Source organism: Veillonella tobetsuensis (assembly GCF_002959935.1).
Lineage (GTDB): Bacteria > Bacillota > Negativicutes > Veillonellales > Veillonellaceae > Veillonella > Veillonella tobetsuensis.
The window spans coordinates 44,088-70,928 of the sequence record NZ_PPDF01000005.1 but is presented as its reverse complement, the minus strand read 5'-3'; the positions used below and the strand labels follow the sequence as shown (position 1 = coordinate 70,928).

22 protein-coding genes are annotated in these 26,841 nt (G+C 39.7%); 7 read left to right on the top strand and 15 right to left on the bottom strand.

Annotation, left to right across the window (positions count from 1 at the left end):
• Nucleotides 1–151: 151 nt before the first annotated feature.
• The 3 genes from guaA to VTHSUH11_RS02140 form a co-directional block, all read right to left on the bottom strand.
• Nucleotides 152–1,687, bottom strand: coding sequence for a glutamine-hydrolyzing GMP synthase (guaA, locus tag VTHSUH11_RS02150; protein WP_105092484.1), 1,536 nt, complete (start codon nucleotides 1,685–1,687; stop codon nucleotides 152–154).
• Between the two features lie 246 nt (nucleotides 1,688–1,933).
• Nucleotides 1,934–2,140, bottom strand: coding sequence for a 4Fe-4S dicluster domain-containing protein (locus tag VTHSUH11_RS02145; protein WP_059361151.1), 207 nt, complete (start codon nucleotides 2,138–2,140; stop codon nucleotides 1,934–1,936).
• A 142-nt stretch (nucleotides 2,141–2,282) separates the two neighbouring features.
• Nucleotides 2,283–3,227, bottom strand: coding sequence for a Cof-type HAD-IIB family hydrolase (locus VTHSUH11_RS02140; RefSeq protein WP_105092483.1), 945 nt, complete (start codon nucleotides 3,225–3,227; stop codon nucleotides 2,283–2,285).
• Nucleotides 3,228–3,323: 96 nt separating this feature from the next.
• Here VTHSUH11_RS02140 and VTHSUH11_RS02135 point away from each other — a divergent pair, with 96 nt between their 5' ends.
• Nucleotides 3,324–3,650, top strand: coding sequence for a hypothetical protein (locus tag VTHSUH11_RS02135; protein WP_105092482.1), 327 nt, complete (start codon nucleotides 3,324–3,326; stop codon nucleotides 3,648–3,650).
• A 52-nt stretch (nucleotides 3,651–3,702) separates the two neighbouring features.
• Here the strand turns inward: VTHSUH11_RS02135 and VTHSUH11_RS02130 are convergent, their stop codons facing one another.
• Nucleotides 3,703–4,884, bottom strand: a complete 1,182-nt coding sequence (locus VTHSUH11_RS02130) for an amidohydrolase (RefSeq protein WP_105092481.1) — start codon at nucleotides 4,882–4,884, stop codon at nucleotides 3,703–3,705.
• 129 nt (nucleotides 4,885–5,013) lie between these two features.
• Between VTHSUH11_RS02130 and VTHSUH11_RS02125 the strand changes: the two genes are divergently transcribed.
• Both VTHSUH11_RS02125 and VTHSUH11_RS02120 read left to right on the top strand, forming a co-directional pair.
• Nucleotides 5,014–5,796, top strand: coding sequence for a basic amino acid ABC transporter substrate-binding protein (locus tag VTHSUH11_RS02125; protein ID WP_105092480.1), 783 nt, complete (start codon nucleotides 5,014–5,016; stop codon nucleotides 5,794–5,796).
• A gap of 536 nt (nucleotides 5,797–6,332) precedes the next feature.
• Nucleotides 6,333–8,702 (top strand): tetratricopeptide repeat protein, encoded by a 2,370-nt coding sequence (locus VTHSUH11_RS02120; RefSeq protein WP_105092479.1) that lies wholly within the window; start codon nucleotides 6,333–6,335, stop codon nucleotides 8,700–8,702.
• A gap of 75 nt (nucleotides 8,703–8,777) precedes the next feature.
• On the opposite strand, the gene VTHSUH11_RS02115 is transcribed toward VTHSUH11_RS02120, so the two are convergent.
• The 10 genes from VTHSUH11_RS02115 to VTHSUH11_RS02075 form a co-directional block, all read right to left on the bottom strand.
• On the bottom strand, nucleotides 8,778–9,890 hold the full coding sequence (locus VTHSUH11_RS02115; RefSeq protein WP_105092478.1) for an inverse autotransporter beta domain-containing protein: 1,113 nt from the start codon (nucleotides 9,888–9,890) through the stop codon (nucleotides 8,778–8,780).
• Between the two features lie 81 nt (nucleotides 9,891–9,971).
• Nucleotides 9,972–11,228 (bottom strand): inverse autotransporter beta domain-containing protein, encoded by a 1,257-nt coding sequence (locus VTHSUH11_RS02110; RefSeq protein ID WP_105092477.1) that lies wholly within the window; start codon nucleotides 11,226–11,228, stop codon nucleotides 9,972–9,974.
• A gap of 50 nt (nucleotides 11,229–11,278) precedes the next feature.
• Nucleotides 11,279–12,514 carry an inverse autotransporter beta domain-containing protein gene (locus tag VTHSUH11_RS02105; protein ID WP_105092476.1) on the bottom strand — a complete coding sequence of 412 codons (1,236 nt, stop codon included), beginning with the start codon at nucleotides 12,512–12,514 and terminating at the stop codon, nucleotides 11,279–11,281.
• Nucleotides 12,515–12,557: 43 nt separating this feature from the next.
• Nucleotides 12,558–13,691, bottom strand: coding sequence for an inverse autotransporter beta domain-containing protein (locus tag VTHSUH11_RS02100; protein ID WP_105092475.1), 1,134 nt, complete (start codon nucleotides 13,689–13,691; stop codon nucleotides 12,558–12,560).
• A 122-nt stretch (nucleotides 13,692–13,813) separates the two neighbouring features.
• Nucleotides 13,814–15,040: an inverse autotransporter beta domain-containing protein gene (locus VTHSUH11_RS02095; RefSeq protein ID WP_105092474.1), complete on the bottom strand. Its 1,227-nt coding sequence runs from the start codon at nucleotides 15,038–15,040 to the stop codon at nucleotides 13,814–13,816.
• A 43-nt stretch (nucleotides 15,041–15,083) separates the two neighbouring features.
• Complete coding sequence (locus VTHSUH11_RS02090; protein ID WP_105092473.1) at nucleotides 15,084–16,217, bottom strand: inverse autotransporter beta domain-containing protein; 1,134 nt, start codon at nucleotides 16,215–16,217, stop codon at nucleotides 15,084–15,086.
• A gap of 510 nt (nucleotides 16,218–16,727) precedes the next feature.
• Nucleotides 16,728–17,612, bottom strand: coding sequence for a HipA domain-containing protein (locus tag VTHSUH11_RS02085; protein WP_244899965.1), 885 nt, complete (start codon nucleotides 17,610–17,612; stop codon nucleotides 16,728–16,730).
• Nucleotides 17,613–17,618: 6 nt separating this feature from the next.
• Nucleotides 17,619–17,870: a hypothetical protein gene (locus VTHSUH11_RS09620; protein ID WP_244899964.1), complete on the bottom strand. Its 252-nt coding sequence runs from the start codon at nucleotides 17,868–17,870 to the stop codon at nucleotides 17,619–17,621.
• Between the two features lie 362 nt (nucleotides 17,871–18,232).
• Nucleotides 18,233–21,067: an isoleucine--tRNA ligase gene (ileS, locus tag VTHSUH11_RS02080; protein ID WP_105092472.1), complete on the bottom strand. Its 2,835-nt coding sequence runs from the start codon at nucleotides 21,065–21,067 to the stop codon at nucleotides 18,233–18,235.
• Nucleotides 21,068–21,485: 418 nt separating this feature from the next.
• On the bottom strand, nucleotides 21,486–22,412 hold the full coding sequence (locus tag VTHSUH11_RS02075) for a YiiG family protein (RefSeq protein ID WP_105092471.1): 927 nt from the start codon (nucleotides 22,410–22,412) through the stop codon (nucleotides 21,486–21,488).
• A gap of 371 nt (nucleotides 22,413–22,783) precedes the next feature.
• Between VTHSUH11_RS02075 and VTHSUH11_RS02070 the strand changes: the two genes are divergently transcribed.
• A complete protein-coding gene (locus tag VTHSUH11_RS02070) occupies nucleotides 22,784–24,061 on the top strand; it encodes an STAS-like domain-containing protein (RefSeq protein ID WP_105092470.1) in 1,278 nt (425 codons plus the stop codon).
• Nucleotides 24,062–24,135: 74 nt separating this feature from the next.
• Here the strand turns inward: VTHSUH11_RS02070 and VTHSUH11_RS02065 are convergent, their stop codons facing one another.
• Entirely contained in the window at nucleotides 24,136–24,789 is a 654-nt protein-coding gene (locus VTHSUH11_RS02065) for a hypothetical protein (protein WP_244899963.1), read from the bottom strand.
• 122 nt (nucleotides 24,790–24,911) lie between these two features.
• On the opposite strand from VTHSUH11_RS02065, the gene VTHSUH11_RS02060 reads away from it, so the two are divergent.
• From VTHSUH11_RS02060 to VTHSUH11_RS02050, 3 genes are read left to right on the top strand one after another with little or no spacing between them, the layout of a single operon-like run.
• On the top strand, nucleotides 24,912–25,550 hold the full coding sequence (locus VTHSUH11_RS02060) for a hypothetical protein (protein ID WP_059361112.1): 639 nt from the start codon (nucleotides 24,912–24,914) through the stop codon (nucleotides 25,548–25,550).
• Nucleotides 25,551–25,560: 10 nt separating this feature from the next.
• The gene (locus tag VTHSUH11_RS02055; protein ID WP_105092468.1) at nucleotides 25,561–26,160 is read left to right on the top strand and encodes a hypothetical protein; all 600 of its coding nucleotides are present in this window, start codon (nucleotides 25,561–25,563) and stop codon (nucleotides 26,158–26,160) included.
• Nucleotides 26,161–26,201: 41 nt separating this feature from the next.
• Nucleotides 26,202–26,777 (top strand): hypothetical protein, encoded by a 576-nt coding sequence (locus VTHSUH11_RS02050; RefSeq protein WP_146104607.1) that lies wholly within the window; start codon nucleotides 26,202–26,204, stop codon nucleotides 26,775–26,777.
• Nucleotides 26,778–26,841 lie beyond the last annotated feature (64 nt).

The window sequence follows — 26,841 nt, the reverse complement described above, 5'->3', positions numbered from 1 at the left end:
AAGAATCATTAACTTTATTATACCAAAAATAATACTTTAATCAAGTCAATTAACAAACATACGTTCTCCAACCAAAGTAATTATTTTATTCAATATTTTATATCTCAAGAAAAGAGGGCCACAATTTATGCGGCCCTCAAAAACTTATATTTTATTCCCACTCAATTGTAGCAGGTGGTTTAGATGTAATATCGTACACGATACGGTTAATGTGTTGTACTTCGTTTACGATACGCCGGGAGATTGTGTCCAATACATCGTAAGGGATGCGCGCCCAGTCAGCAGTCATAAAGTCTGTTGTTGTTACGCCACGCAATGCCAATGTGTAATCGTATGTACGGAAGTCACCCATAACGCCTACAGTACGTGTAGATGTTAATACTGCAAAGTATTGGTTAATGCTACGATCAAGGCCAGCTTTTGCAATTTCATCACGGAAGATATAGTCCGCATCACGTAAGATATCGAGTTTCTCTTTCGTGATTTCGCCCATTACGCGAATAGCAAGACCAGGACCTGGGAATGGTTGACGCCATACGAGGTAGTCAGCCAAGCCTAATTCAGAACCAAGTTCACGTACTTCGTCTTTGAAGAGGTTGCGCAATGGTTCGATAAGGCCTTTGAAGTCTACAACTGCAGGCAAGCCGCCTACGTTGTGGTGAGATTTAATAACTTCTGCTTCGCCAGTACCGGACTCAATAACGTCAGGGTAGATTGTACCTTGCGCCAAGAAGTCAACGGAGCCGATTTTACGACCTTCGTCTTCAAATACGCGGATAAATTCTTCGCCGATAGCTTTACGTTTAGCTTCTGGATCTTCAAGACCAGCCAATTTATCTAAGAAACGTTTTTCTGCATCGACGCGAATGAAATGCATGCCGGAATCTTTGAAAGCTGCTTCAACTTCGTCGCCTTCGTTTTTACGCATTAACCCATGGTCAACAAAGATACAAGTCAATTGGTCGCCAACAGCTTTAGAAATAAGAGCTGCCGCAACGGAGCTATCTACACCGCCAGACAATGCCAACAATACTTTGCCATCGCCTACAGTGTTACGGATTTCTTCAATAGCAGTTTTTGCATAGTTTGCCATTGTCCATGTGCCTGTGAAACCACATACTTCATACAAGAAGTTGTGAAGCATTTCTTTACCATGTTCAGTGTGCAATACTTCTGCATGATATTGCATAGCGTATAATTTACGTTCTTTATTTTGCATAGATGCAACAGGGCAATCTTTTGTATGCGCAATGATTTCGAACCCTTCAGGAACTTTTGCTACATAGTCAACGTGGGACATCCAAACAACTTGGTCGTCGTCCAAGCCTTTGAACAATGGGGATGTAGTGTCCACTTTAGTAGGTGTTTTACCAAACTCACGGTTGTCCGCAGATTTAACTTCGCCACCCAATGTATGCGCCATAAATTGCATACCATAGCACATGCCAAGAACTGGAATGCCAAGTTCAAAGATTTCCTTTTCAATTTTAGGGGAATTCTCTTCGTACACGCTGTTAGGGCCACCAGTAAAGATGATACCTTGCGGCTTCAATTCCTTAATTTTTTCTAATGCTTTGTTGTATGGATATACTTCGCAGTATACATGATTTTCACGAACGCGGCGTGCAATCAACTGATTATATTGACCGCCGAAATCGACAACAATAACAAATTCCTTGTTTTCCATAGTTCCTCCGTATGCATCTATTTGTGAAAGTATATTCACCAATTTATAATGTCCATACATTCCTGTACTGGGGGTGCGTTTTAACAAGCAAAACGCTAAATTTCATTACATTTCATTATACCATACGAAGTATATGGACTCCATATATTCCGTATGAAAGTTATACATTACTTTTTAACGTTCGGATTTCTAATACATTTCTGATCCTGATAGTTCAAGGTCGCCCTTTCACATGCCTATTTTAGATTACTTCAGGCCTGTAGTATCTTTGAGTAGCTTATGCATCTGCACAGCCCCAACGGGACAAATCGAATAACAATCACCACAACTGATACATCCTTTACCAATGATAAATTTTGTAGTTCCTTCTGTGATGCATTGTACAGGGCAGTCTTCAGCACAAGCCCCACATTTCACGCAGGTATCGTCTATATCAAATTTTAAATTGCCCATAATTACATCACCTCTCTATCAATCATAAGATATAGTATCTATCCATTATCCGCTTACTATTTCCATTAGCCTCTTAGTACTTCTATTAGTAGACTAGTATGTCCCTTAATAGCTTAGTATTTCTATTAGCCACTTAGTATTTCTATTTATTTTCCAGCTCACGGTTATACGCAATAGCCGAATATAGTGCACGAGCTACGCCATAGTGATTATTATCTGTCGTTTCATAACGGGCGGCAGCTTTCACATTATCTCGTGCATTTCTCATAGCCACGCTGGCGCTGGCAAATCGAATCATGGATAGATCATTTTCGCTGTCACCGATGGTCATCACCTCGTCAGGCGTATAGCCCCAATGGTTCGCCAAGGCCTCTACGGCCGTGCCTTTTGTCGTATGAGGTAACACAAATTCTAAATTACCCTCACTCGATTCAAGGACATCGTAAAAGCGTTCGCGCCCTTTGCCATCTATAGCTGCACCTTGGAACTCATCCCGCAAATCAGCTAGGATGCGTTCGCGTATACGTTCATCGCCGTAAAAGATTTGGATTTTCTCCGGTCCCTCTGGTAACGATTCTAAATGGGCTATTAAATCGGGCACCATGGTACGCGTTTTTAAAATGAAAGGTCTAATATTCGGTCTAAAGAAATGTTCTGCTTGCGCTGTCTCATTACCAACAACAGGATATTGACCGAAAATCTCGGCTTTCACATAAGCCTCTACAAACACACCGTAGGTCATTAGTTTTCGTACTAAATCTACGGCACGCGTTTTATCAAAGGAAATATGAACGAGTTCCTTTTGCTCTTCTTTATCCATGACATAGGCGCCATTGGTGCACACAAAGTATCGCAAGCACGGCATGGCCTCGATGACATCGTCCATCTCATGCCACGCACGGCCCGATGCGATGGCCACGCGGATACCGCTTTCACGAGCGGCACGAACCGCATTGACAACCTCAGGATCCACGGATTTCGCGTCGTTCACTAAAGTGCCATCCACGTCGGACGCGATGAATCGAATGGGCGTATCACCAGTAAGGCCTATATAGTTTTTAATGTCTAATGGTTCAGATGAAGACATAAAACCTCCTTTAATACAATATAAATTTTACTTGATGTACAATGTAGATAATCACATAAGATTGTAGAATTACTATTTCAAAGGATGTGAAATCATATGCATATAATTATCGATCGAGATGCCGTTTGTGCAGCGGATGATATGAATCATCATCGCGAAGAATTTACCGTACCAGACGGCATCACCATAGCTAGTTTATTTGAATTTCTTGAGTTTAAATACATTCCTGTCATCGCTGGAAATAACGTGGTATGGGCGCTCCATCACCACGACATTGAGGTGGGCACTTATTTTACCCAAAATCGTAGTTTTATAAATGGCAATGTTCCCTTATCATCTATTATCAGTAATTCTGAAAGAGGCAATGAATTCTATCTACGATATTACAGTTCCCCAGACAGATACAGGAAACATTTTATTTAGCGCTATTCCCATCAGCTAGAAACTATTTAGTAATATTATATGTAGATGAGAATTATTTAGTTGCATTAAACTCAGCCACAATTTCTTCTAAGACAGTTGGATTTTCTACTAATCGCAACAATGTGCCCCCAATGATATTGGCGCCATCTACAATGGTTTGTTCAATGGTTGGTTCCAGCATAGCGTCCGCAAATTCTTTGGCATGGCACACCTTATCTGGGCCAGCCAAGCGCAATTTAGGATGGAATGCGGCACATTGATAGCTGACATTACCGATATCGGAACTGCCCCCAATATCCGCTGGACCTGGTTCAAAATCGAGTCCCATGTCGGTCATCACGTCCTCGATGAGGTGTGTGCCACGATAGTTTTGGTTCATATCATCGTAAGGATTACCGTAAAACTCAACGTCTACAGTCGTACCAGTACAAAGGGCAGCGCCTTCAAAAATCTTTTTAATTTGCGTGGATAGGCCGTTCAAATACTCCCGTTCTGTATGACGCACGGTAACCTCTAATTCGCCAGTCGCAGGAATGACGTTGGACGCGGTACCGCCGTTAATGATCCACGTGCCGATGCGCGACTCTGGTCGCACTTGTTGGCGCAGCATATCCATGGCATGGATGGCGAGTTGCACGCCGTTTACCGCATTGATGCCATTCCAAGGCTCACCAGCCGCATGGGCTGGTTTACCGTGGAATGTAGCACGGAAACAATCGAGGGCCAAGAATTGTGAATTAGGCCGCGTTTCTTCGCCATCAAGATGCACCATAATGGCAAAATCGTAATCCTTGAACACACCAGCGTTGCACATATCTACCTTGCAGCCCATCGCTTCCTCATCAGGGGTTCCAATAATGTCGATATCCATGTTGAAAGCTACGCCGTCTTGCTGCATCTTATACAATGCAAGAGCTGCTAGTACACTCATAGATCCGCTAGCACAATGGCCGCACGCATGGCCCACATCTGGGAGCGCATCGTATTCACATAATATGGCTAAACGCCCTTTAGGATTATCTACTTTCACAACAGACGCCTTAAAAGCTGTTGGCAAATTACAAAACTCATAGGTCACGGGAATTCCATTCTTTTCAAGAACAGCACCGATAGTTTTTACAGATTCAAATTCTTGGCTAGAAATCTCTGGATTCTTCGCCAATGTATAGTTAATGGTGAAAGCCTCTTGGGCGAAGCTTTCACAAGCAGTTGCAAATAATTTGGTAAGAGACATAAGCCCTCCTCTATTTTTTAATTCATTTACTCTTAATTATACAATGTTATTGCCTATTGATTCAAAATTCCGTACAATATAAACAGATGTATAAATGTACATGTTTGTAATATGGTCTAGGAGGATACTATGTTTAATTTCAAAAAATTGACAGCCATCGCTCTTGTAGCCGTTGCTGCTATGGGTCTATTGGCTGGTTGTGGCAGTGAAAAAAGCAAAATGACACAAGAGGCTGGTGTGTTGCGTGTAGGTTCTGAAACTACATTCCCACCATTTGAATTCACTGATGGCGATAAATACGTTGGTTTCGACGTTGATTTGTCCGAAGCAATTTCTAAAAAAATCGGTCTTAAAATGGAATTCAAATCCATGGGCTTTGATGCTTTAATTCCAGCAGTTCAATCTGGCGACATCGACATGATCGCAGCCGGTATCAACGCAACACCAGAACGTGAAAAAGCATTGGACTTCTCCGATGTATACTTTGACCAAGGCGGTTTCATCACAGTTGTCCGTAAAGACAACTCCACAATCCATAACATGGATGAACTTGCTGGCAAAACTATAGGCGTTCAAATCGGTACGGTTCCTGTAGACATGGCAAAAGCTATTCCTAACACAACAGTAAAAGAAATGGACTCCAATGCCAATATCTTTATGGAACTAAAAGCTGGCACTATCGATGCAGCTATCATCGACAATGCAGTTGCTATGTACTACTTGAAACAAGGTGCTGACAAAGACCTTAAACTCGTAGGCGAACCTACTAAAGCCCCAGGCACTGTTCTTGGCGTGAAAAAAGGCAACAAAGAATTGCAAGACGCTGTTAACAAAGCTCTTAAAGAACTTAAAGAAGACGGCACATACCAAAAAATTTACGATAAATGGTTTGGTGACTATAACAAAAAATAATTCTTAGCGAACACTTAGGACGCTGATCAAAAGACACCTAGCAAAAATCCTCCGTCGGCCGGGTCTTCCCTTCGGGAAGGGCCAAAAGTCGGTTTTTGCTAGGTGTCTTTTTCATGCCTATCTACTGTATCACTAAGAATTATTTTTATCTCTCCAACGGTCGGGTGGGCAATAACGGATTTTATCAATTTCACTACTATTATATACCGAATTAACATAGAATGAGATAGTTGAAGGTGATAGGGCCTCTGAAAACGACTTCGGGCTCCGCACGGGCCGTAGGCCCTCCTTTCCCTCGGTTGGGTTGGCAATAACGGATTTTATCAATTTCACTACTATTATATTCCGCGTGTCAGCTATGGACCGAGAGATAGAACCGATGGGCCCAAAAATCCGACTTTGGCCCTGTGAGCCCGTAGGGCGAATCAGACCCGGCCGGTGGAGGATTTTTGGGCCCATCGGTTCTTTTCCTCTTCTACCATTTCCTACCGCGGTATATAATAGTAGTGTATTGTATAAAAACGAAAGGAGGGCCTATGGCTCAATATTTCACAGACCGCCTACAAAAGGTCTTCCACATGATTTTTATGTCATATAATCAGCAAACGGCTCAAGAGGGTCTCCGCATATTAGAGTCGATTGTGAATAATCAATCAACTGTCACAAAGCCCTCTCAATATGAGTTACGTAATGCTACTACTGTTCAAGGTAGTACTGGCGAGTCTACGTCTGAGGAGGTATATAAAAATTCCTTTTCTCCTGAGGAGCGTGAATTAGGCGACGCCTATGCTTTATTGGCACGGGTCTATGCAGGGTCTCGCTTTACTTGGGCCGAATCTGGATTTCCTGAGGATAATATGCGCACCTATCAATGTCTTCACGATAGCATTCGCCGTAATAGTCCAATCGGTACATTACAGGCGCTACGCATAGCAGGCTCTATTACACCTACGGTGAGGCGAGATATGCAACTATCCTTTGACGATGCATTTCGTGTCGTTTTTGACTACGCCCAAAAAGATGATGCATACTGCCAGTATATTATAGGAAATGTATTTTTCTGGGGCGATTATCACACCATTACGCCAGCAAAGCAACTATTGGCCCCTGATAAAGCCTCCTTTGGTCAACGGTTACAACGAGTCCTGCAAAGCAAGAGTTTACGCGAAGGTATTGCTACCTTGCGTGGTACAGCAGATGAAGAAACATTACAAGCAAAATCACGAGAATATGCAAAACTCTGGTTTAAGAAAGCTCTTGAGCAAGGACTTGCCATGTTCCAAGGGAACTTGCGCAATATCTACATCGATGAAGGCGATTATGAAAACGCACGCCGTGTTGCCCGTAGTGCCGCAGAATTAGGTAATCCAACGATGATGCTCTACACGGGCCTCGACCATCACGAAAAAGGCGAGTTTACAGAGGCGTTCAACTGGTTTACAAAGGGCGCCGATCTAGGCCAGCCGGAGTGTATCGCGGAACTTGCAGACTATTACTACCATTTTTATAAACAGCCTATGTTGCGTGCTACGATTCCCTATGATCCAGTTAAGGCCACGGAATTGTACCAACAAGCGGCTACAAAGAACTTTAACGATGCAGGCTATGCAGCCTTGCAGGCCGCATTCAGCTATATCTTTCACATTGGTAATCTCCCCCTCAACTGGGGTCTCATCGCCGATTTGACGCATATGGCGGCCACTAAGGATAGATTCTTGTTTGCTTTGCCATATATCAGCTACATGCGCATTCACGGTATTGGCGTGACCAAGAACACCAAATTTGCGGTTCAATCCTTGATGCGCGTCTTAGAGGAAGAAAACCGAGCTTTACAAGAAGAGGACCGAGTTCTCTTTTACGATATTACCCGTGCTTTAACACGAGTGGCCCTAGGCTATGCCTATGAAAAAGGGTATGTAACGGGCACGCCTGACCTTGATACAGCTGTTCAGTATTATGAAAGCTCTCATCAGTATATCTTGTCTCATATTGCAAACCGGGATGAGGAAATTAAGGATATTCCTGTAGATGATGAAGCGGCTGAACGTCTAATAGCCTTTGAGCAGATAAATGGTCATTGGCAATACAAGGATGGTGTTACTGAATCTACTACGACGGTTCGTCCGGCTCCAACGACTTGGCCTCATAAGGCGGCCCGATTTTCTGTGGATATGAACGGTTTCCTGTGGGACACAACCTTGTACGATTGGGACACCATCGATAAGGCCCTCACGATGCAAGATACAGTAGCACTAAGCTTTTACAATCATTTCCTATCCGTTCCAGATAAGCTACGCAACATCTATAAGCTAGAGTCGAAACGCATGCCGCGCGACACCTATCAGGTGCGTTTGTATGGGTACGATTCAACGGAGGGATATGAGGTGGTGTATAAATCACTACTCAGTGCTGAGGATGCCCGCAGTTTGTGGCATAATCTTTATGAAAGCCACCGCTTACCAAATCTTTCAGATTCGTGGACGGTGGAAACGGATGAGGAAAAGCCGACCTGGCACTATGTACTCGACGTTGATCAAGAGCCGTTCCTACTAGAAGAATATGATGACGCCAACGCCATGATACAAGCATCCCTAGAGGGGCTAAAAAACAATAAGTACGAACAAGTCAATATTCGCACCCACGATTTCATCGGTCCATCCTATTTCATTTTTAAAGGCAATCAATCGAATCCATTTAGAGTTCAACTGTATTTAAAAGAATCGGTGCGCCACACGGTTGATGAACAGGGAAACCAAGAAGATATTCCTGGCAACACCTACCTATTCGAACAATACTTTGGCAATGAAGTGTCCTTGAATTACTGGATACAACGAACTATCAATACATTAGACATTCCAGAGTTAGATAATTGGAAACCGCTCAGCGTACCTAAGGATTTGCAATAATAGAATACATACCAAAAGGAGCTAGTACACAGCGTACTAGCTCCTTTATTATAACCTAAACATAGGCTACATATATTATAAATGATCATGAGGGTAATGAACGTGGAAATCCCCATTTAGATTGAGCGCCTGCATATCTTGACGTTCAATCTTATCAAGCATTTTAGAACGAGCAGTAGTCATGCTACTATCGCTATGCTTTCCACCAAAGAGAGCAAACTTAGATTTACCAAGCGTATACAATGTTTGTACATAAAACTCTCCAGAATGTCCAAATGGTTTTTCATAGCCCATGCCTACCGAAATGTGAGGTGTCACATTTACATTGATACCAGTTTTAATACCATTTTTATAGACCCCATTTACACGGAATCCGATATTATAGTTATATATATCCGGGTTAGACCATTCTATGTCTCTAATCTCTCCATTCATCCGGTTCCAGTGATAACGGTCGATATAGGCTCGTATATAACGGGCATTTTTAAAGGTTCGTGCGTATCCAACATCATATCCAGAGGCAACACGTTTTTCATGACTTTCACCAACATTAACTTCTGTATCTTGTATATTATAAGGTGCCGGAATCATTTCGTCACGTATAGTTAAACTATGTGACGACGTCGTATGTCCTAGTGGCTTATAGAAGTTAGCATAAAATTCATTCTCACCAGTTACATATTCTACACCCAAACTAGTACGCTTATAATGTCCTTTGAAAGCATAATCATAAAAAGCATTAATACCTACATAGCTATGCTCTCCTTTACTTAGTCGTCGATAGCCGAGTCCTATACTTCCAGTTGTGCCTATAGATTGTGTAGATTGATTAAAGTCATATTCATATACAATTCCGCCTGCACCGCGTGTAACATGGTTCGCATATCCATTGGCAATTTGACTTACACCGCCATGAGAACTAACTTTTCCTTGTACAAACACTACACTCTTAGAATTGTTATCATAATGACCAATAGGTTGTAATGTCTCTATGCTATATATTGGCTTGTGATTGGTTTGAAACTTCGCTGAAATATCAGTTCGATCAGCCCAATCTTGATAACTGCTAGAATTCACTTTCACAGCAGTATTTGTATCAGCACTATCCGCTAATGCAATAGTCCAACACATCGTACAAGCTGCTACACAAAGTAGCAGTCGTATATTAAACTTAGTATTAAAATACATGTAAATTTCACCCTTCTCTCACATAGTTATTGTAGCAATATAATAATTGCCATCATCTGAGTAATTTTAATGCATTACAGCTTATAAACCAACATCGACAAACTGCTGTTCATAAGTATTTTCCACAGTTTCTTGTACAACCATGTCGCTACGATGTACCTTATCAAGCATCTTGGAACGAGCCGTTGTAATCGCGCTTTCACTATGTTTACCACCACGCCAAGCAAACTTGGATGTACCGATGGTATATTTCAAGGTCGCATAAGGACCACTCAAATGATGAGATGCCGTTTGGTAACCCGCATCAAGAGTAAGATGCGGTGTGATATGGAATTCTGCACCCACTTTAAAACCTTTTATGGCATCACGTTTTTTTAATTTTTTATACCCTACTCTTACAGCCTCTCTACCACGCCAATTATAATAGTCCGCATGGATACGAGCCCAGCGAGCATTTTTGAAGGTCCGTGAGTACCCTACATCAAACCCACTAGCAGCAACCTTTTCTAATAGCATCCAATGATTTTCATAAGCAGCTATACCATAATTATAAAGACTTTGATCAGAATCCATCCCATATGGATACAATCCTGTAGGATCACCCAATACAACGCTACGTCCACGGAGTCCTATATATTTTCTATCATCAGTCCCCAGATTTCGGTACAGATTAGCATGAAATTCATTAAGGCCTGCCACATATTCTACACCGCCACTAACGCGCTTATAACCACCTTTAAACACATGGTCATAGAACGCATTAACACCAACATAAGCATGTTCACCTTTGCTAAGACGACGATAGCCAATGCCAATATTAGCATTCATTCCTAATGATTCTTTCTTATCTGTTTGTTTATCATGTGTTATAAACGTCCCTGCAGGTCTGGCTGGCTCCAAATAACTATCTAATTTATAAGATGAAATTTTTTCTCCACTGCGCCCAATACGACCTTGTACAAAGACAATGCTTTTAGCATTTTCATCATAATGGGTTATAGGTTGCAAGGTCTCAATATACAATTTATTGATTTCAGTAGATTTTAAACTTTTCGAAGTTACAGTATTTAGATCATCATGTCTATTCGATGATTCACCAACATAATGGTGCTGACTATGCGTCTCTTTCGAATCTTTCATACCAACGCCGACTACCACATCTGTACGATCCATCCAGCTAGACCGAACAGCCTCTTTCCTAGCTGTATCGGATGCAATTGTTTGTTGTGCAGAATCTAGTCCATTTACATCTTGAACCTCTGCTGCTATTCCTATTGTATATATGCTGAAAGTCATAGTCCCTAAAACCATAGCTTTCAATAATAATTTACCTGACATTATATATAGTCCCCTCTCATAACAATGATAAAACTAACATTTTCTCCATATTATAAATGATCGATAGGTGCTAAATAATCGTATTCAATATCATCAAAGGATTCTACAATCATATCTTGACGACGTACCTTATCTAACATTTTAGAGCGAGCAGTAGTAATTCTATTATCACTATGTCTACCACCCCAGAAAGCAAATTTAGATGTACCTAATGTATATTTCACAGTACCATACATGCCTTTCGACATATTGTTTGCATTGTTATACCCAATATCTAAGGATATATGTGGCGTTAACTGTAATTCAGCACCGATTTTAATGCCCTTATAGTGATTTGCATCCCTCACTGAAAACCATGGAACGGACCAATGGCCTGGACGTCCCCAATTATAATTTTGTTCATGGCCAAAACCTTGCCCCTTCCAGCGATATCCATTTACATAGGCACGAGCCCAACGAGCATTCTTAAAGGATCTAGCAAAACCGATTTCATAGCCACCCAGTGCTCTGCCGCCTTTATAGGTATAATAATTCTCTGACGGAATAACACCATATGGGAATGAATCTGGATAACCATTAGGATACAAACGTTTAGGATATGGATTACCCCCACCTCCTCTTACAACGTCCTTATTACCAATCCCCTTATACACATTGGCATATACTTCGTTAAGCCCATTTACATACTCTACGCCGCCACTAATACGATTGTAATTGCCTGTGAAAGCTCGATCAACGAATGCATTAGCACCTACAAAGGCATGTTCATTGCGGCTAAGACGTCGATATCCAATACCAACAGTACCAATAATCCCTAATGTTTCTGATGATTTTTCATCCGTATTTATTTTAGTGTAACTAGATTGCCCATTCCGATTAATTATTAATTCAGGAAGAAGATAACCACGCATCTCTTTCGAAGCTATTTTCTCACCACCCCGACCAATGCGCCCCTGTACAAATAGAACACTTTTACTGTTCTCATCATAATGAGAAATAGGCTGCAATGTTTCTATATAGGCTTTTGTTAAATTACCATAATCAGACTGCTTATTATAGATTGAATTTTGGTCATCCGTTAAAAAATGTCCTTTATCTAATTTGGACTGACCTCCGGTCTGTACACCTACAGCAATATCCGTGCGATCCATCCAATTAGATTGCACTGCCTCATGCTTTGCTGTATCGCTCACTTGTGGCGCCACATTGGCCGCTCCCACTACAGCACTTGTGCTACACACTATGGCCCCCATAACCATAGATGTTAATACTAACTTATATTTCATCACGAAACTTCTCTCCTTTTAGTTTTATAAATTATCATCAATTTTATAAGTGATCATTAGGTCTTACATACCAATCTTCTTCATATGTATGGCCTATTATTAACGGACTACGATCTACCTTATCTAACATTCTAGCGCGAGCATTTGTAATAGCATCATCACTATGTTTACCACCATGCCAAGCAAACTTAGAGGTACCCAATGTATATTTAACAAATCCATAGGCACCACTAGTATCTTTGCTATCCGATGTATAGCCTACATCTAGCGATACATGAGGCGTTACTTGTAATGTAGTTCCTACTTTCCATCCATGACTGTTGCCAATTTCAAGCGTTTTCAATAATGCATTGCTATGATTAGGCACACTAAGACCATTCCAATGATATACCGTCGCATGTACACGGGCCCAACGAGCATTTTTAAATGTACGAGCATAACTTACATCATATCCAGATAATACCTTTTGAGACTCATGTGGCATATAGTAAGCAGGCCCCCCATCCAAATCAAATGTAAAGTACGATGGCGGTAAATGTATCATATCAGATTGCGATTTTACACTCCCTAAACCTCTATATACATTAGCACGGACTTCGTTAAGACCTGATACATATTCTAGGCCTCCGCTCACACGATTCGCATTTTCGGAAAAGGCGCGATCAACAAAAGCATTAACACCAACATAGGCATGCTCATTCTTACTAAGATGGCGATACCCTAAGCCCACATTCGCTACAGTACCTAATGATTTCGTATTTTCATACTTCTCTGCTCTATACCGTTGATCACCTTTACCCGTTGCAGGATTATAAGGATACCAAATCTCATTATATCCGTGATAGTAACTAGCAGAATGTTCTTGACCACCTCTGCCAATACCGCCTTGTACAAACAATACGGACTTGGAGTTCTCATCATAATGGGTTAAGGGTTGTAATGTTTCTACAGCCACTTGATTACCAACTTTAGATTGTGTACCTACCTTAATATCTGTACGGTCCATCCAATCTGAAAGTACCGCTTCATGTCTGGCGATATCACGGATATCTAGTTGTTGTTTATTAGTTGGAGGGAGTACATTATGCCCCTCCACATCAGCCGCAATACCAGTAGCACTAATAGCACAGGCTATGGTCGCCAAGACCATAGCTTTCAATACAAAATAATCTTTCATTGTATCGTCTCCCTCTTATAGTATTATTTTAATAATTCTAATCGCTCTGACTATATTAATTAATAAAGAACCCCTAATTCTATTACATAATTAAAGCAGGGGTTCTTCTTGTTTTAACCATATTATAGATGTTGTGAAGGTGCCATGTAGTCATATTCTGTATCATCTAGATGTTCAACAACAATATCATTACGACGAACCTTATCTAACATTTGAGCTCTTGCTGGAGTTATTACCATATCTTGACTATGATTTCCACCAAAGTAAGCATATTTAGATTTGCCCAAAGTATATTTCACCGTAATATAAGCCCCCTTAGCCGTATGACTACCCATGTTATACCCTGCATCGACATTAATATGCGGTGTCAATTGTAACTCTGTACCAACCTTAACACCCCTATAATGTGTATGCCCTGAGGTTCCAAACTTCGGTACAGTCTGTCCACCGGTGTAGTATGCTTGTCTATGATCCGAAACACCACTTCTCCAGTCGAAAACATTAATATATGCATTCACCCAACGAGCATTCTTAAAGGTTCTTACATAGCCAATATCGTAACCGCTTAGAGCCTTGTCCTGAGTATAGTTATAAGCGGTTTCTTCCCGGATAGTATCATCTGGATATGTGGAGGGATATCCATTTGGATATAATCGTTTTGGAAAAGGGATGGCACTAAAAGTAATATTTTGGTCGCCACCTATACCTTTATATGCATTGGCATAGAAAGTATTATATCCAGCAACATATTCAAGACCAATACTTAAACGAGTACGATCTGTGGTAAATGCACGATCTACAAATGCATTTACCCCAACAAAAGCATTTTCACTCTCACTAAGGCGACGATAGCCTACACCGAGGCTTCCGGTAGTACCAAGTGTTTCGGAACCAACAGTATCACTATTTATGAGCTTCATAGAGCGTATACCATACGAAGTTGTAACAAACTCTGGAATTATGTAGCCTCGTACTCCTTCAGTTGTGATTTTCTCTCCACCATGACCGATTTGACCTTGTACAAATACAACACTCTTACTATGTTCATTGTAATGAGTAACTGGTTGTAATGTTTCAACATATACCTTAGTTAGGTTTTTATAATCAGATTTTGTGCGAACAAAGTTATTATTAACTCCATCAGGAAAAAGTCCTTCGTGGAAGGAAGAAGAACGACTAAACTGGATTCCTAATTTTATATCAGTACGATCTTTCCATGTAGATTGTACTGCCTCATGCTTTGCTGTATCGCTCACTTGTGGCGCCACATTGGCCGCTCCCACTACAGCACTTGTGCTACACACTATGGCCCCCATAACCATAGATGTTAATACTAACTTATATTTCATTACGAAACTTCTCTCCTTTTAGTTTTATAAATTATCATCAATTTTATAAATTATCCCAAGGCACTACCACCCAATACTCTTCATAACCACGGCCAATCATCATAGGGCTGCGTTTTACCTTGTCTAACATTCTAGCGCGAGCATTCGTAATAGTATCATCACTATGTTTACCACCATGCCAAGCAAATTTAGATGTCCCCAATGTATACTTAATAAATCCATAAGCACCACTAGCATACTTATTATCCGATGTATAGCCTAAATCTAAGGATACATGCGGGGTCACTTGTAATGTAGTGCCCACTTGCCAACCAGAACTATTCCCAAGATCAGAAATCGGAGAGGTCCCTCCACTATAGGAAGAAATGCCGAGACCATTCCAGTGATAAGCCCCAATGTGCACACGAGCCCAGCGAGCATTCTTAAAGGTACGAGCATAACTTATATCATAACCAGATAATACTTTTTGAGACTTATATACCGTGTAATTAGCAGTCCCACCATTCAATGGAAATGGTAGATGCGATTCAGGTACGCCCACAATATAAGATTGAGATTTTATATTTCCTAAACCTCTATATACATTGGCACGAACTTCGTTAAATCCGGCCACATATTCTAAGCCTCCACTAACTCGATTAGCATTCTCGGAAAAAGCGCGATCTGCAAATACATTAATACCTACATAAGCATGTTCATGTTTACTGAGCTGACGATACCCTAAACCAATATTCCCCACAGTACCTAAAGATTTTGTCTCATCATGTCGTTCTGGTTTACTTTTTGTTTCCACAGTATTTGTAACTGGGTCGTATGGATACCAAACTCCACCACTTCCATCAAAATAATTAACCTTATGCTCTTGACCACCTTTATCAATACCACCTTGTACAAAAAGTACGGACTTAGAGTTTTCATCATAATGAGTTAAGGGTTGCAATGTTTCTATAGACACTTGTGTACCCACTTTAGACTGTGTGCCAACCTTAATATCTGTGTGGTCCATCCAATCTGAAAGTACCGCTTCATGTCTGGCGATATCACGGATATCTAGTTGTTGTTTATTAGTTGGAGGGAGTACATTATGCCCCTCCACATCAGCCGCAATACCAGTAGCACTAATAGCACAGGCTATGGTACCAAAGACTATAGCTTTCAATGCAAAATAATCTTTCATTGTATCTTCTCCCTCGGTATTAATCGTGAATACACGATTCATTTTTAATTCACATTTCATTATATGAATATTTTTAGATGTAGTCAATGAAGGCAACCACATTTAAATCAACAATTAACATCGTTTAAATCTTAATGGTACATATCATTTAACATAATTATGAGGAGCGCAGTATATAAAGAAAAAACCTCAAAGCTAAGCATACATACTCAAGCTTTGAGGTTTTATGAGGGTTTTAGGGACTTTATCTTATTTGAATAAAGGCAAAAGTGCATTTGCTAAACCAGTAAGAGCTGCCAAAATGGCTTTTATAATTGCTGCTACCATGGTATATTCCTCCTTCTCATATACTCATTTACTAAACTAACTATAAATATCATAAATGATTATTTTAACTCTAATATGAAACGAGTAGATTTTTACACATAAAGGTTTCATGAGGAAAACAGGACGATAATAATTATCATCATATATTCGAGGAGAATGGTAGTATACAATGAATTCATAAATCTAAAAAGTTATTAATTTTTTTGCTCGTTCTTGTATGAATTGACCAATCATATGTGCACGATCCATACCGAACTCCGGTTCTACCAGTTGATTGTATCTATGTTCTACAATCTCCATACAGTGATTCATAATGCCATCCCAATCTACTTTCACAGCAGAGGACACATGTTGCAATTCCAGCGTATGAGTCTTGTTGAAGGCTACGGACACATCAGTATTACGGTTTCGCATAACAGATGCCGCTTTATACCCCAAGGAGTTTCCGTTATCAAAAACAGGAGCAAGCCCGATGAATTCTAGGCTTTCACTATTACGAAGAGCCCCAAAATTGCCCCAATGACGATCTTCATTAGCAATGAGCGCATCAAGCACAATCATTTGCTCTAACTGACTCGTCACATCAGTAAGACCAAATGAATGCAACTGATTCACGTAATGCTCGTACTCACTCACATCATTTGGTTTTGTGTTAGTCGTCAATTGCCATGCAGGAATGTATTCTACATTACGATTCGTAAAACAGTTGCAGACCGATACATTCTCAGCTTCATCCGACATATAATCCAAATAATACGTTATATAAGGCACATCAAAATATGCTAATATATCGCTAACAACGGCCTCATTAAATGGTTCCTGTTTAAAGGTCAATTCTCCCGCTTTTGAAAGTAAAATCTCATCCCCACGGTGCAACCAAATCTGACGTAATGTCCCATTATTCGATGTATTCGGCGTCCGACGCCACGGATCATATTGATGTAATGTATCAATAGCGCCTATTAACACTTGATCATCGGGAATTGGATTATCATAAAAATTCACATCAGACCAAGTCGCAGAACTATCGCAAGGTTTAACCCAATAATGGTCAGAAATACTCACCATATATGATCACATGGACAATTCAAACGCATCTTTTGCCTTATACAAGGCCTTAATAACATCATAATTAGAACGACTTTGCGGAATAAATCGATGGTCAATAAATTCATTTAAAGCATGCTCCCTGTTATGAGGTTGCACAAGCATATTAACAGGTACATGAGCCGCATTCAATACATCAATAATACGAGCCCAATTTCTATCATCGAAAATAGCAAACTGTAAGACAGGTACATCCCTATGCATTAACAGAAATTGCATGATATTCCCTCCCTTTACTAGCAGCCAATATTTCCATCATTGTATCACATAACAAAAACACCAGAAAAGCACTCTGATAACGAATGTAGTTTAAACGCCAATAAAAATATATCCTTCGAGAAGCGACTACTCTCCTCCCCTAGTGCTATAATCCCACAGATTGACTGAAATACAGAAAAATATCCCCTTTAGAAGGCGACTTTTGGCCTTCCCCACGAAAGGTTCTATAATAGAGAGCGTAGTTTTGGGACTAATAAAAATATCCCCTTCGAGAAGCGACTTTGGCTAGACCGCTAGGTCGTTAAAGCCGGTGGAGCTTATCGGAGGGGATATTTTTTATATTGTGTTAAAATAAGTTGCTATTATAGAGATTCAACAATCTCTGCGCAACGTTGGCAAAGTGTAGGATGTTCGCTATCTTGACCTACTGTACCGCGGTGGATCCAGCAGCGTTCACATTTTTCAAGTTCAGATGGAGCAACTACTGTCGCTACGCCTGTTTCTTCGTCTTTTACAGCCTCTGCTGGTGCAGCACCGTTTACAATGTGAGCTTCAGATACAATAACGAATGCAGCTAAGTCTTCTTCACCAAGTGCATTTAATGCGTCGAATGCAGCTCCTTCAGCATACACTGTAACGGATGCATCTAGTGGGTGTCCGATTGTTTTGTTTTGACGAGCAAGTTCCAATGCTTTTTGTACGGATGTACGCAAGTCTAACAATTGATTCCATTTATCAGCCAATTCTTGGTTGAAGTGTTCAGGATGACCTTGTGGCCAATCTTGAAGCATAACAGACTCAGGCATGCCGTCTTCTTTAGGCATGTATTTCCAAACTTCTTCTGCTGTGAAAGAAAGTACAGGAGATACCATAGCTACCAATGTTTTCAAGATTTCATACATTACTGTTTGAGCAGAACGACGAGCTACGTTATTTTGGGTTTCAGCATACATAGTAACTTTCATTACATCAAGATAGATAGAACTTAAGTCTACTGTGCAGAAGTTATGAATTGCATGGTATAACATGTGGAATTCATAGTTTTCGTACGCATCAGTAACCTTTTGACGTACTTCTTCTAAGCGCAACAAAGCCCATTTATCGAATTCGGACATATCTGCGTAAGCCACTTTATCAGTATTTGGATTGAAGTCATCCAAGTTACCAAGCAAGAAGCGGAATGTATTACGGATCTTACGATATACTTCGGACAATTGTTTTACGATGTCTTTGGACAAACGTACGTCTGCTTGGTAATCCGCAGAGGATACCCACAAACGCATAACGTCAGCGCCGTATACGTCGATAATGTCGCTAGGTGCTACTGTATTACCGACAGATTTAGACATTTTGCGACCTTCACCGTCCACAACGAAGCCGTGAGTCAATACGGAGTTGTAAGGTGCCTTACCTGTTGTTGCTACTGCAGTTAACAAGGAAGAGTTGAACCAGCCACGATGTTGGTCAGAACCTTCAAGGTACATAGCACATGGTACTTCAAGATCGTTAACTTCAAGTACACCAGCCCAAGAGGAACCAGAGTCAAACCATACGTCCATGATATCTGTTTCTTTTTTGAACTCATCATGACCGCAATGAGGACATTTGAAGCCTTCTGGTAACAATTCTTTAGCACTGTGAGCCCACCATGCGTCGGAACCTTCTGCAGCTACTTTTTCAAGCAATGCAGACATAGTGTCGTCATTGATGATGTGCTCGCCACAGCTTTCACAATAGTAAATAGGAATTGGCACGCCCCAAATACGTTGACGAGAAATTACCCAGTCACCGCGGTCACGAACCATGTTAAAGATGCGGTCATGGCCCCATTTAGGAATCCATTGTACTTGGTTATCGATAGCATCAAGCGCTTGTTGACGGTACCCATCTACAGAGGAGAACCATTGTTCTGTAGCGCGGTAGATAACAGGGTTTTTACAACGCCAGCAGTGCGCGTATTGGTGGCGCAAGCTAGATTTGCTAAGCAATGCATTATTGTGCGCCAAAATTTTAATTACAGGCACCTCTGCATCGTGAATTTCTACGCCAGCCAATGGGAACTCAGTATCGCCATAACGATTGTCGTCTACTTGTTTAGTGTAGTTACCAGTTTCGTTAACAAGGGATACGATAGGAAGCTCAGCTTTGCCTTCTTTATTGTAACGTTGAACGATGTTAAAGTCGTCTTCACCGTGTGCAGGCGCTGTATGTACACAACCAGTACCAGCATCAAGTGTTACGTGATCGCCAAGCAATACTGTGGAATTACGTTCTACAAATGGATGTTTGAAATCAGCCAATTCTAAGTCTGCACCGGAGAAACGATTTACGATTTCGTATTCTTCAATGCCGATATCTTTCATAGCTGCTTCAACAAGTTCAGTCGCCATCAAGTAGTATTCTTCGCCTACTTTTACCCAGCCATATTCAAGCTCAGGGTTAACGGAGATTGCTACGTTGGCAGGCATTGTCCAAGGAGTAGTTGTCCAGATAACAGCAAATGCTTGTTTTGGATCTACGCCAGCTGGCAATGTTACCTTTTTCTCAGATACGTAAGGGAATTTTACGTAGATGGAGAAAGATTTTTTCTCAGCGTATTCGATTTCTGCCTCTGCCAATGCAGTTTCGCAGTGAGTACACCAGTATACAGTTTTAAGGCCTTTATAGATATGACCGCGTTTTGCCATTTCGCCGAAGATACCAAGTTGTTTTACTTCGAACTCAGGGCGCAATGTCAAATAAGGACGCTCCCACTCACCTAATACACCAAAGCGAATGAAATCTTGTTTTTGGTTTTCTACGCATTCTAATGCATATTCCTTACATTTATTGCGCAAATCAAGAGGCGCCATTTCATGACGGTTAAGACCAGTATTTTTAATAACCGCATGCTCGATTGGCAAACCGTGCGTATCCCAACCAGGGATATAGCGAGTATAATGACCAGTCATTGTTTTGTATTTCATGATGATGTCCTTCAACGTTTTGTTGAGGGCATGACCGATGTGCAATTTACCATTTGCGTATGGAGGGCCATCATGCAAGATGAAAGGTTTTGCGTCTTTTCGCAATTCCAAACGTTTTTCGTAAATTTTGTTATCTTCCCAGAATTTTAAGATTTCTGGTTCGCGCTTAGGCAAATTGCCGCGCATTGGGAATTCTGTTTCAGGCAAATGTAACGTCTTACCGTAATCCATGATATGCTCCTTTTACATAAAAAAATCGCCCGTCCCCGAAGGGACGGACGTAATATCCGTGGTACCACCCTACTGACCTTCTGTGAAAGCTAGCGCCACCACATATTCTGCAATCGTCACACCATGCACCTGCATGATGGTAACTTATAGGACGCAACTCATCACATAACTATGAAAGCCACTTAAACATATAACGGTGTTCACCGGCAGGGTTCCTGCTTGCTCCAAAGTGATCCGCACCTCTCTAGATTTCCAAACCTTTCAGCCCATGAGTTTGATCTCTACTAAATCCGTCTGAGACGTACCGTCTTTTTCAACGCAATATTCATATAATAGATAATTATAGGGCTCATGAGGGCATATTGTCAAATATATTCTACGTAAAATTTATATCATTTTTAACATATACCATTTCACATTATAATTTTTCAGGCACATATGGATTCTGCACAGAGTCTAATAATTTAAAATTCATCGGTCTACTTACCAGTTCATTATATTGCTCAACAACGGCATCCTCTGTTGCAATACGAGGGTCGGCAATAAAATCCGCAATAGCTTTATCTAGATTTTTCTGTTGATCTAGACGATTCTGCGCCTCGGCAGCAGTAATCTTGGCCCCAATTTCACTGGCTGCTTCTTTCTGTTCCTTCAACCACTGGAAATCACTATCCGATTTACGCTCCACAATATGATCTACTATATCACTATAAATAAGCATCATTTCCACCATATCGGCACCATTAATTTGTCCATTGTTGCGCATCACCTTAACAAGACGTTTACCCTCCTGCTTATGATAGGTATTAACAATTGTGTCTACCGCATCATATTTCGGCCTAAATGCATCTATTAATGTTGAAAGTTTCTCCAATTGCGTCTGGGCAAATGCATAATTATCTGATTCATAGCGCTTTTCTTTATAATAAGTGTCTAGCTCTTTTACAGCCACCACAACTTCGTGCAACACCGGTAATAAAGCATCTGTAGCCGCTTCCAAGTCACTATGTGAATGCCCTGCTTCCCGTGCAGCAATGAGTTCTTGCTCAAGGCGTTCGTAATCTCGCACCTTAAACTCAGCTAACGGTACATTTTGCCGTGCTTGCTGCACCGTTTCTACATGTTGATGACTATATTTCACACTATCAAAATTAAACTCATTCGTAGCAGCCAAATAAAATCTAAAAACACGCCAGATTTCCTTCTCACTATCGTTTTGAGTGGCTTTCACCTGACTATTATTCTTTAAATTATCCATATTGAATTCACAGCCACTTACACTGCCTACACTCGCCATGATGCACATAACTAAACCTATGCGACTCCACCAGTTCTGACCTATCATCTATCTCTCCTAAATGCTCTACATTCCCATAAATTAATATTACAGATATTGTATAAAATTAATACATCCAATTCAAGTTGAGGAAATAGCTAGACATACAGAAGAATGAAACTACTTCGGAACAGTATGATAAATACGCAAAAAACTTCGAATAATCGCATTGGTGTATCAATTAATCATAACAGTGATATTTCTCTTGTTTTCACAAACATTAGTTCTATAATATAAATATAAGAAAACCCCATACACAGTATGGGGTCAACTGAGACAACCGAGAGACGAACATTCCGCTCTTTAATGTCTCTAGGACGTTATCTTTAAACAAAGTATATCAACAACATGTACCTATGTCAACGTAAAGGAGAGAGAGTATGAACACAACAGGTATAACAAAAGAAAAACTTCTAATCGTAACAATACCAAATACATTAACATTTAAACACAAGGGGATTATCGACTTTGATTATATTCTTAAATTATTTAGGTGGGATTACGAAGGTAACTCAGTAACAATTGATGCAAGACAATGTAAAATGGCGGATTATCAGTCTTTAATTCTACTAATTCAATATATATGGTATCTAAAAAGAAACCATGTATATGTAAATTTGAGATATACAAAAAATACTCAATTTTATAATATGTGGAAAAATATTGATGGCAAGGGTTGTTTTAACGTTCTAGACAACACACAAGACAATTTTCATTACGTCTACAACAAGCCCATATTCGCCATCAAATACAAAGATCATAATATTACGAAAATGCTAAATACGATTCGTGATTACGCCTTAGATTTACCTACAGATTTAATTAGAGGATATGAGGATGCAGTTCGTTATATCATATCCGAACTAACATATAATACATTAGAACACGGTTTTAATCCTCAGATTCCATCATTATTACAATTTAACTGGTATCGAGATAAAAACCAATTATCATTTATTCTTGCTGATCTTGGTGTAGGTATTAAAACACATTTAGAGCAAACCTATGCACCTTTCACAAACAATACAGATGCCATCGCTATGGCACTAGAGCCTGAAATTTCTGGTACATTTGGCGTCAACGTAGGACCTTATAAACAGCAAAACAATGCAGGCATGGGCCTTTACTTATCTAGTAATCTTGGCAAAACATTAGAAGCAGATATGTACATCGTATCAGGCGATGGTGTCGCACATATTTCTCCACTAGATGTAACCTACACAACACTAGAAAACGCTTGGCCTGGCACATTTATATACATGACCATTGGTTTTGATAGATTAAAAACATATGATCTTCATAAACACCTAGAGGATTTCAGAAAACACGCTACGGAAACTGTAGCTAAACGAAATAACATCGTCCGTGCTCCAGAATTGTACATTGATATGTATAACTATTGCGGAGAACGGTGTGAAGTCAAATTAGAAGCTATTAATCTTAGAAAACGAAAAATCATTCCAGCCATAAAAAAAGGAGAAACCGTAATCCTCGATTTCTCTCAAGCTATAACAGCTACACACAGCTTCTTAACCGCTTTATTGGCAGATCCAATTAAAATTCTAGGTCTCAAATCATATAAACAAATCAAGATTATAGGGGCTAATGAAACCATTCGAACAATTATAGATTTTGTGTTTGATACATATACTAACTAGAAGCTACTACATAACAAAACACCCCGTATACCATTTATCACGGCATACGGGGTGTTTTATTTCAAAGTTAAATACTAATTATGATCACGTTCCATATCAGGGAATCCAAAAGAGTCAAAGTCGTACCAGACTATCTTCCATTCATCATCTGATATTCTTTTCATTTCCAGAGATAGACTTTTCAGATTATTATCAGTCATATCTTGTCCAATTACTACCATACTAACTTGTTCTGGGCTCATCATATGAGATTCTACAGAAACGAGTTTAAAACGATTAGTCTCACGTAACATGACAATATGATCTATAAATCTAGTATTAGAAGCAGAACCATGTTTTATACTCTCCGTATCCCCACTAGTAAAAATTGTATGTATATCATTAGAAAAAATTCGTTTCGCCATAGCAAATCTATGTTCTCCCAGATTAAGCATTTTACCGTCATAGGGAAATAGTATCTTTTTTTCTTTTTCTTCAGCGACCAGTTTCTCATAAAAGGCGATTGTCTTATCATAACGTCTATGACCTATAGCCTCAATATCAACCATCTTTTTAAAAGTTTCTTCATCACCATTTTGGATAGCATCGTATATCAATTTCAATGAATATTCTGGCGTAGATTTATAAGTCATCTTATGATAGAGTCCATATCCAGCGCACACAAGTATTCCAATCACTATTACAATACTCAGTGTACATTTTACAACACCAAAGTGTTTAAACTTCATTAACATTTCATCATTCCTTTCAACTACATGTATTGCCTACGTTTATCTAATTAATGTACAATATATCACAACTAGCATTTTATAGATAGTTTAAATTTTGTAGTTTGAAAGTGAGGAGTATTATGAGACGATTAGGACTTATGATTCTTAGTTTATGTATGTTAGTGTTATCTGGTTGTGCCACTATCAATTCAGACATCATGATTAACAGTGATGGTAGCGGCACTTGGGATGCAACTGTTAACTCCCAATCAGGTCCATTAGAGAAGAAAGTTATTACCGATGCATTAACTAAAAACAATGTACAAAAATATACATTAAAAGCACCTAATGCCGAGGGAAAAATGGAAACTGTTGCAGATGCAGATGTTGGATCTAAGCCAGTATGGAAAATTGAAACAAAATTTGATAACGCTACTGAGCTCGAACAAATGCGTGATGCCGTTACAACACAATTGAAAGGCAAATCTAAAGAACCGGCATTACAAAAAACAGATGATGGCTCCTATATCGTCGATCTAGGTCGCTCTGCAGGTCAAACTAAGATTACTGTAGAAGGTACAATTGTACCTGAAAGCGTACAAAATGGTTCTATCAAAGATAATACAGTAACATTCCCAGAGGATAGCAATATTCACTTTACGTTCAAACCAGGTCACAGCTGGTTGTTCTACGGTGCAATCGTCATCGGTATTGCTATTGTAGGCGGTGTTGGTTACATGTTCTACTTACGTCGTAAATATTATGGCGACGCAGCATAAGGAGTCTAGTATGAAACAAAACATTCTGATTGGGTTACTGCTGGCTTTCACGATGATGCTCATCACAGCATGTGGTAGTACTGGTAATAATGCTAGCAAGTTTGAAGGTACTTGGATTGCTTATGATAAAAATAAAGGTGTCTCTGAGTTAAAAGTTGAAAGCTTAAATAAACAAGCTATTGTTTCTTTAACCAACTATAACTATAAAGCTTTGATGGATTCCTCCTCAAGCGGAATTTTCGATGCACAAATGCTTCGAAAAACTGGAGAAACAGCAACTGTTCACGCTGACTATCTTTTACAGAGAAAGAATGGAGCTATATACAATGTAGTTGGCAATGTGTCCAATAATCGTATAATGCTAAATACAGACAATATAAATATGTCTATTTTATACAATGAAAAAGATGATACATTAATTATCGAAGATATTGTATTCCATAAGCAATCTGACGATAATTCGGTAAAAACATATTTACCAAAAATGCAGGATGCTATAAAAAATAGTAACATCGAAAAAAACAAAGAATATATGAAAGATTCATTTCAAAAACCAACAATTCAATTTGATTTCACTTATGATGATTCTATTTTAGATGGTGCACACTAAGGAGGTTTACGATGAAAAATATATTAAAACTCAGCCTACTTATGATTGCACTTGTCGCGTTAGTAATTACATCCGGCTGTAGTAAAAATAACTTTGAAGGCACTTGGATTGGTTACGATGGTGATAAGACCATGTACCGATTAACCGTCCAAGAAAATGGTGACTCTTATCTCGTCACGGAAGATGCTTACACCTATGAACCAGAGAAAGGCTACCCTATGCCAACTAGTTATTTCCTATCCATTATCCTTAATGAAGCAAAACCTAAAGATGTTACATTTGATATAAATTTTGTACTTACTAAACAAAAGTCAGACTTATCTAGTGCTACAGCTCAACTCAACAAGGATAAAGATCAATTGATTGTAGGTAAAGGTCTTGGTAACATTTATTTCATTGAAAAAGATAATTCTTTGTTATTCAACGGTATCCGCTTTAAAAAGGAAACCTCTCAAGACGTTACTGATACTATTTTAAAACAACTACAATTTGCAATGAATCAAGAGTTAAAAATAGAATACCACCAATACGGAAAACGTGGTCTCAGTAAATCAACAGACCATGTTACCTTAGGTAAAATTACTTTTGACGATAGTGCTTTAACAACAACTAAATAAAAACAGGTGTACCAACACGTTCATTTGTGTTGGTACACCTGTTTTAATGTCTTGCCATATAAGC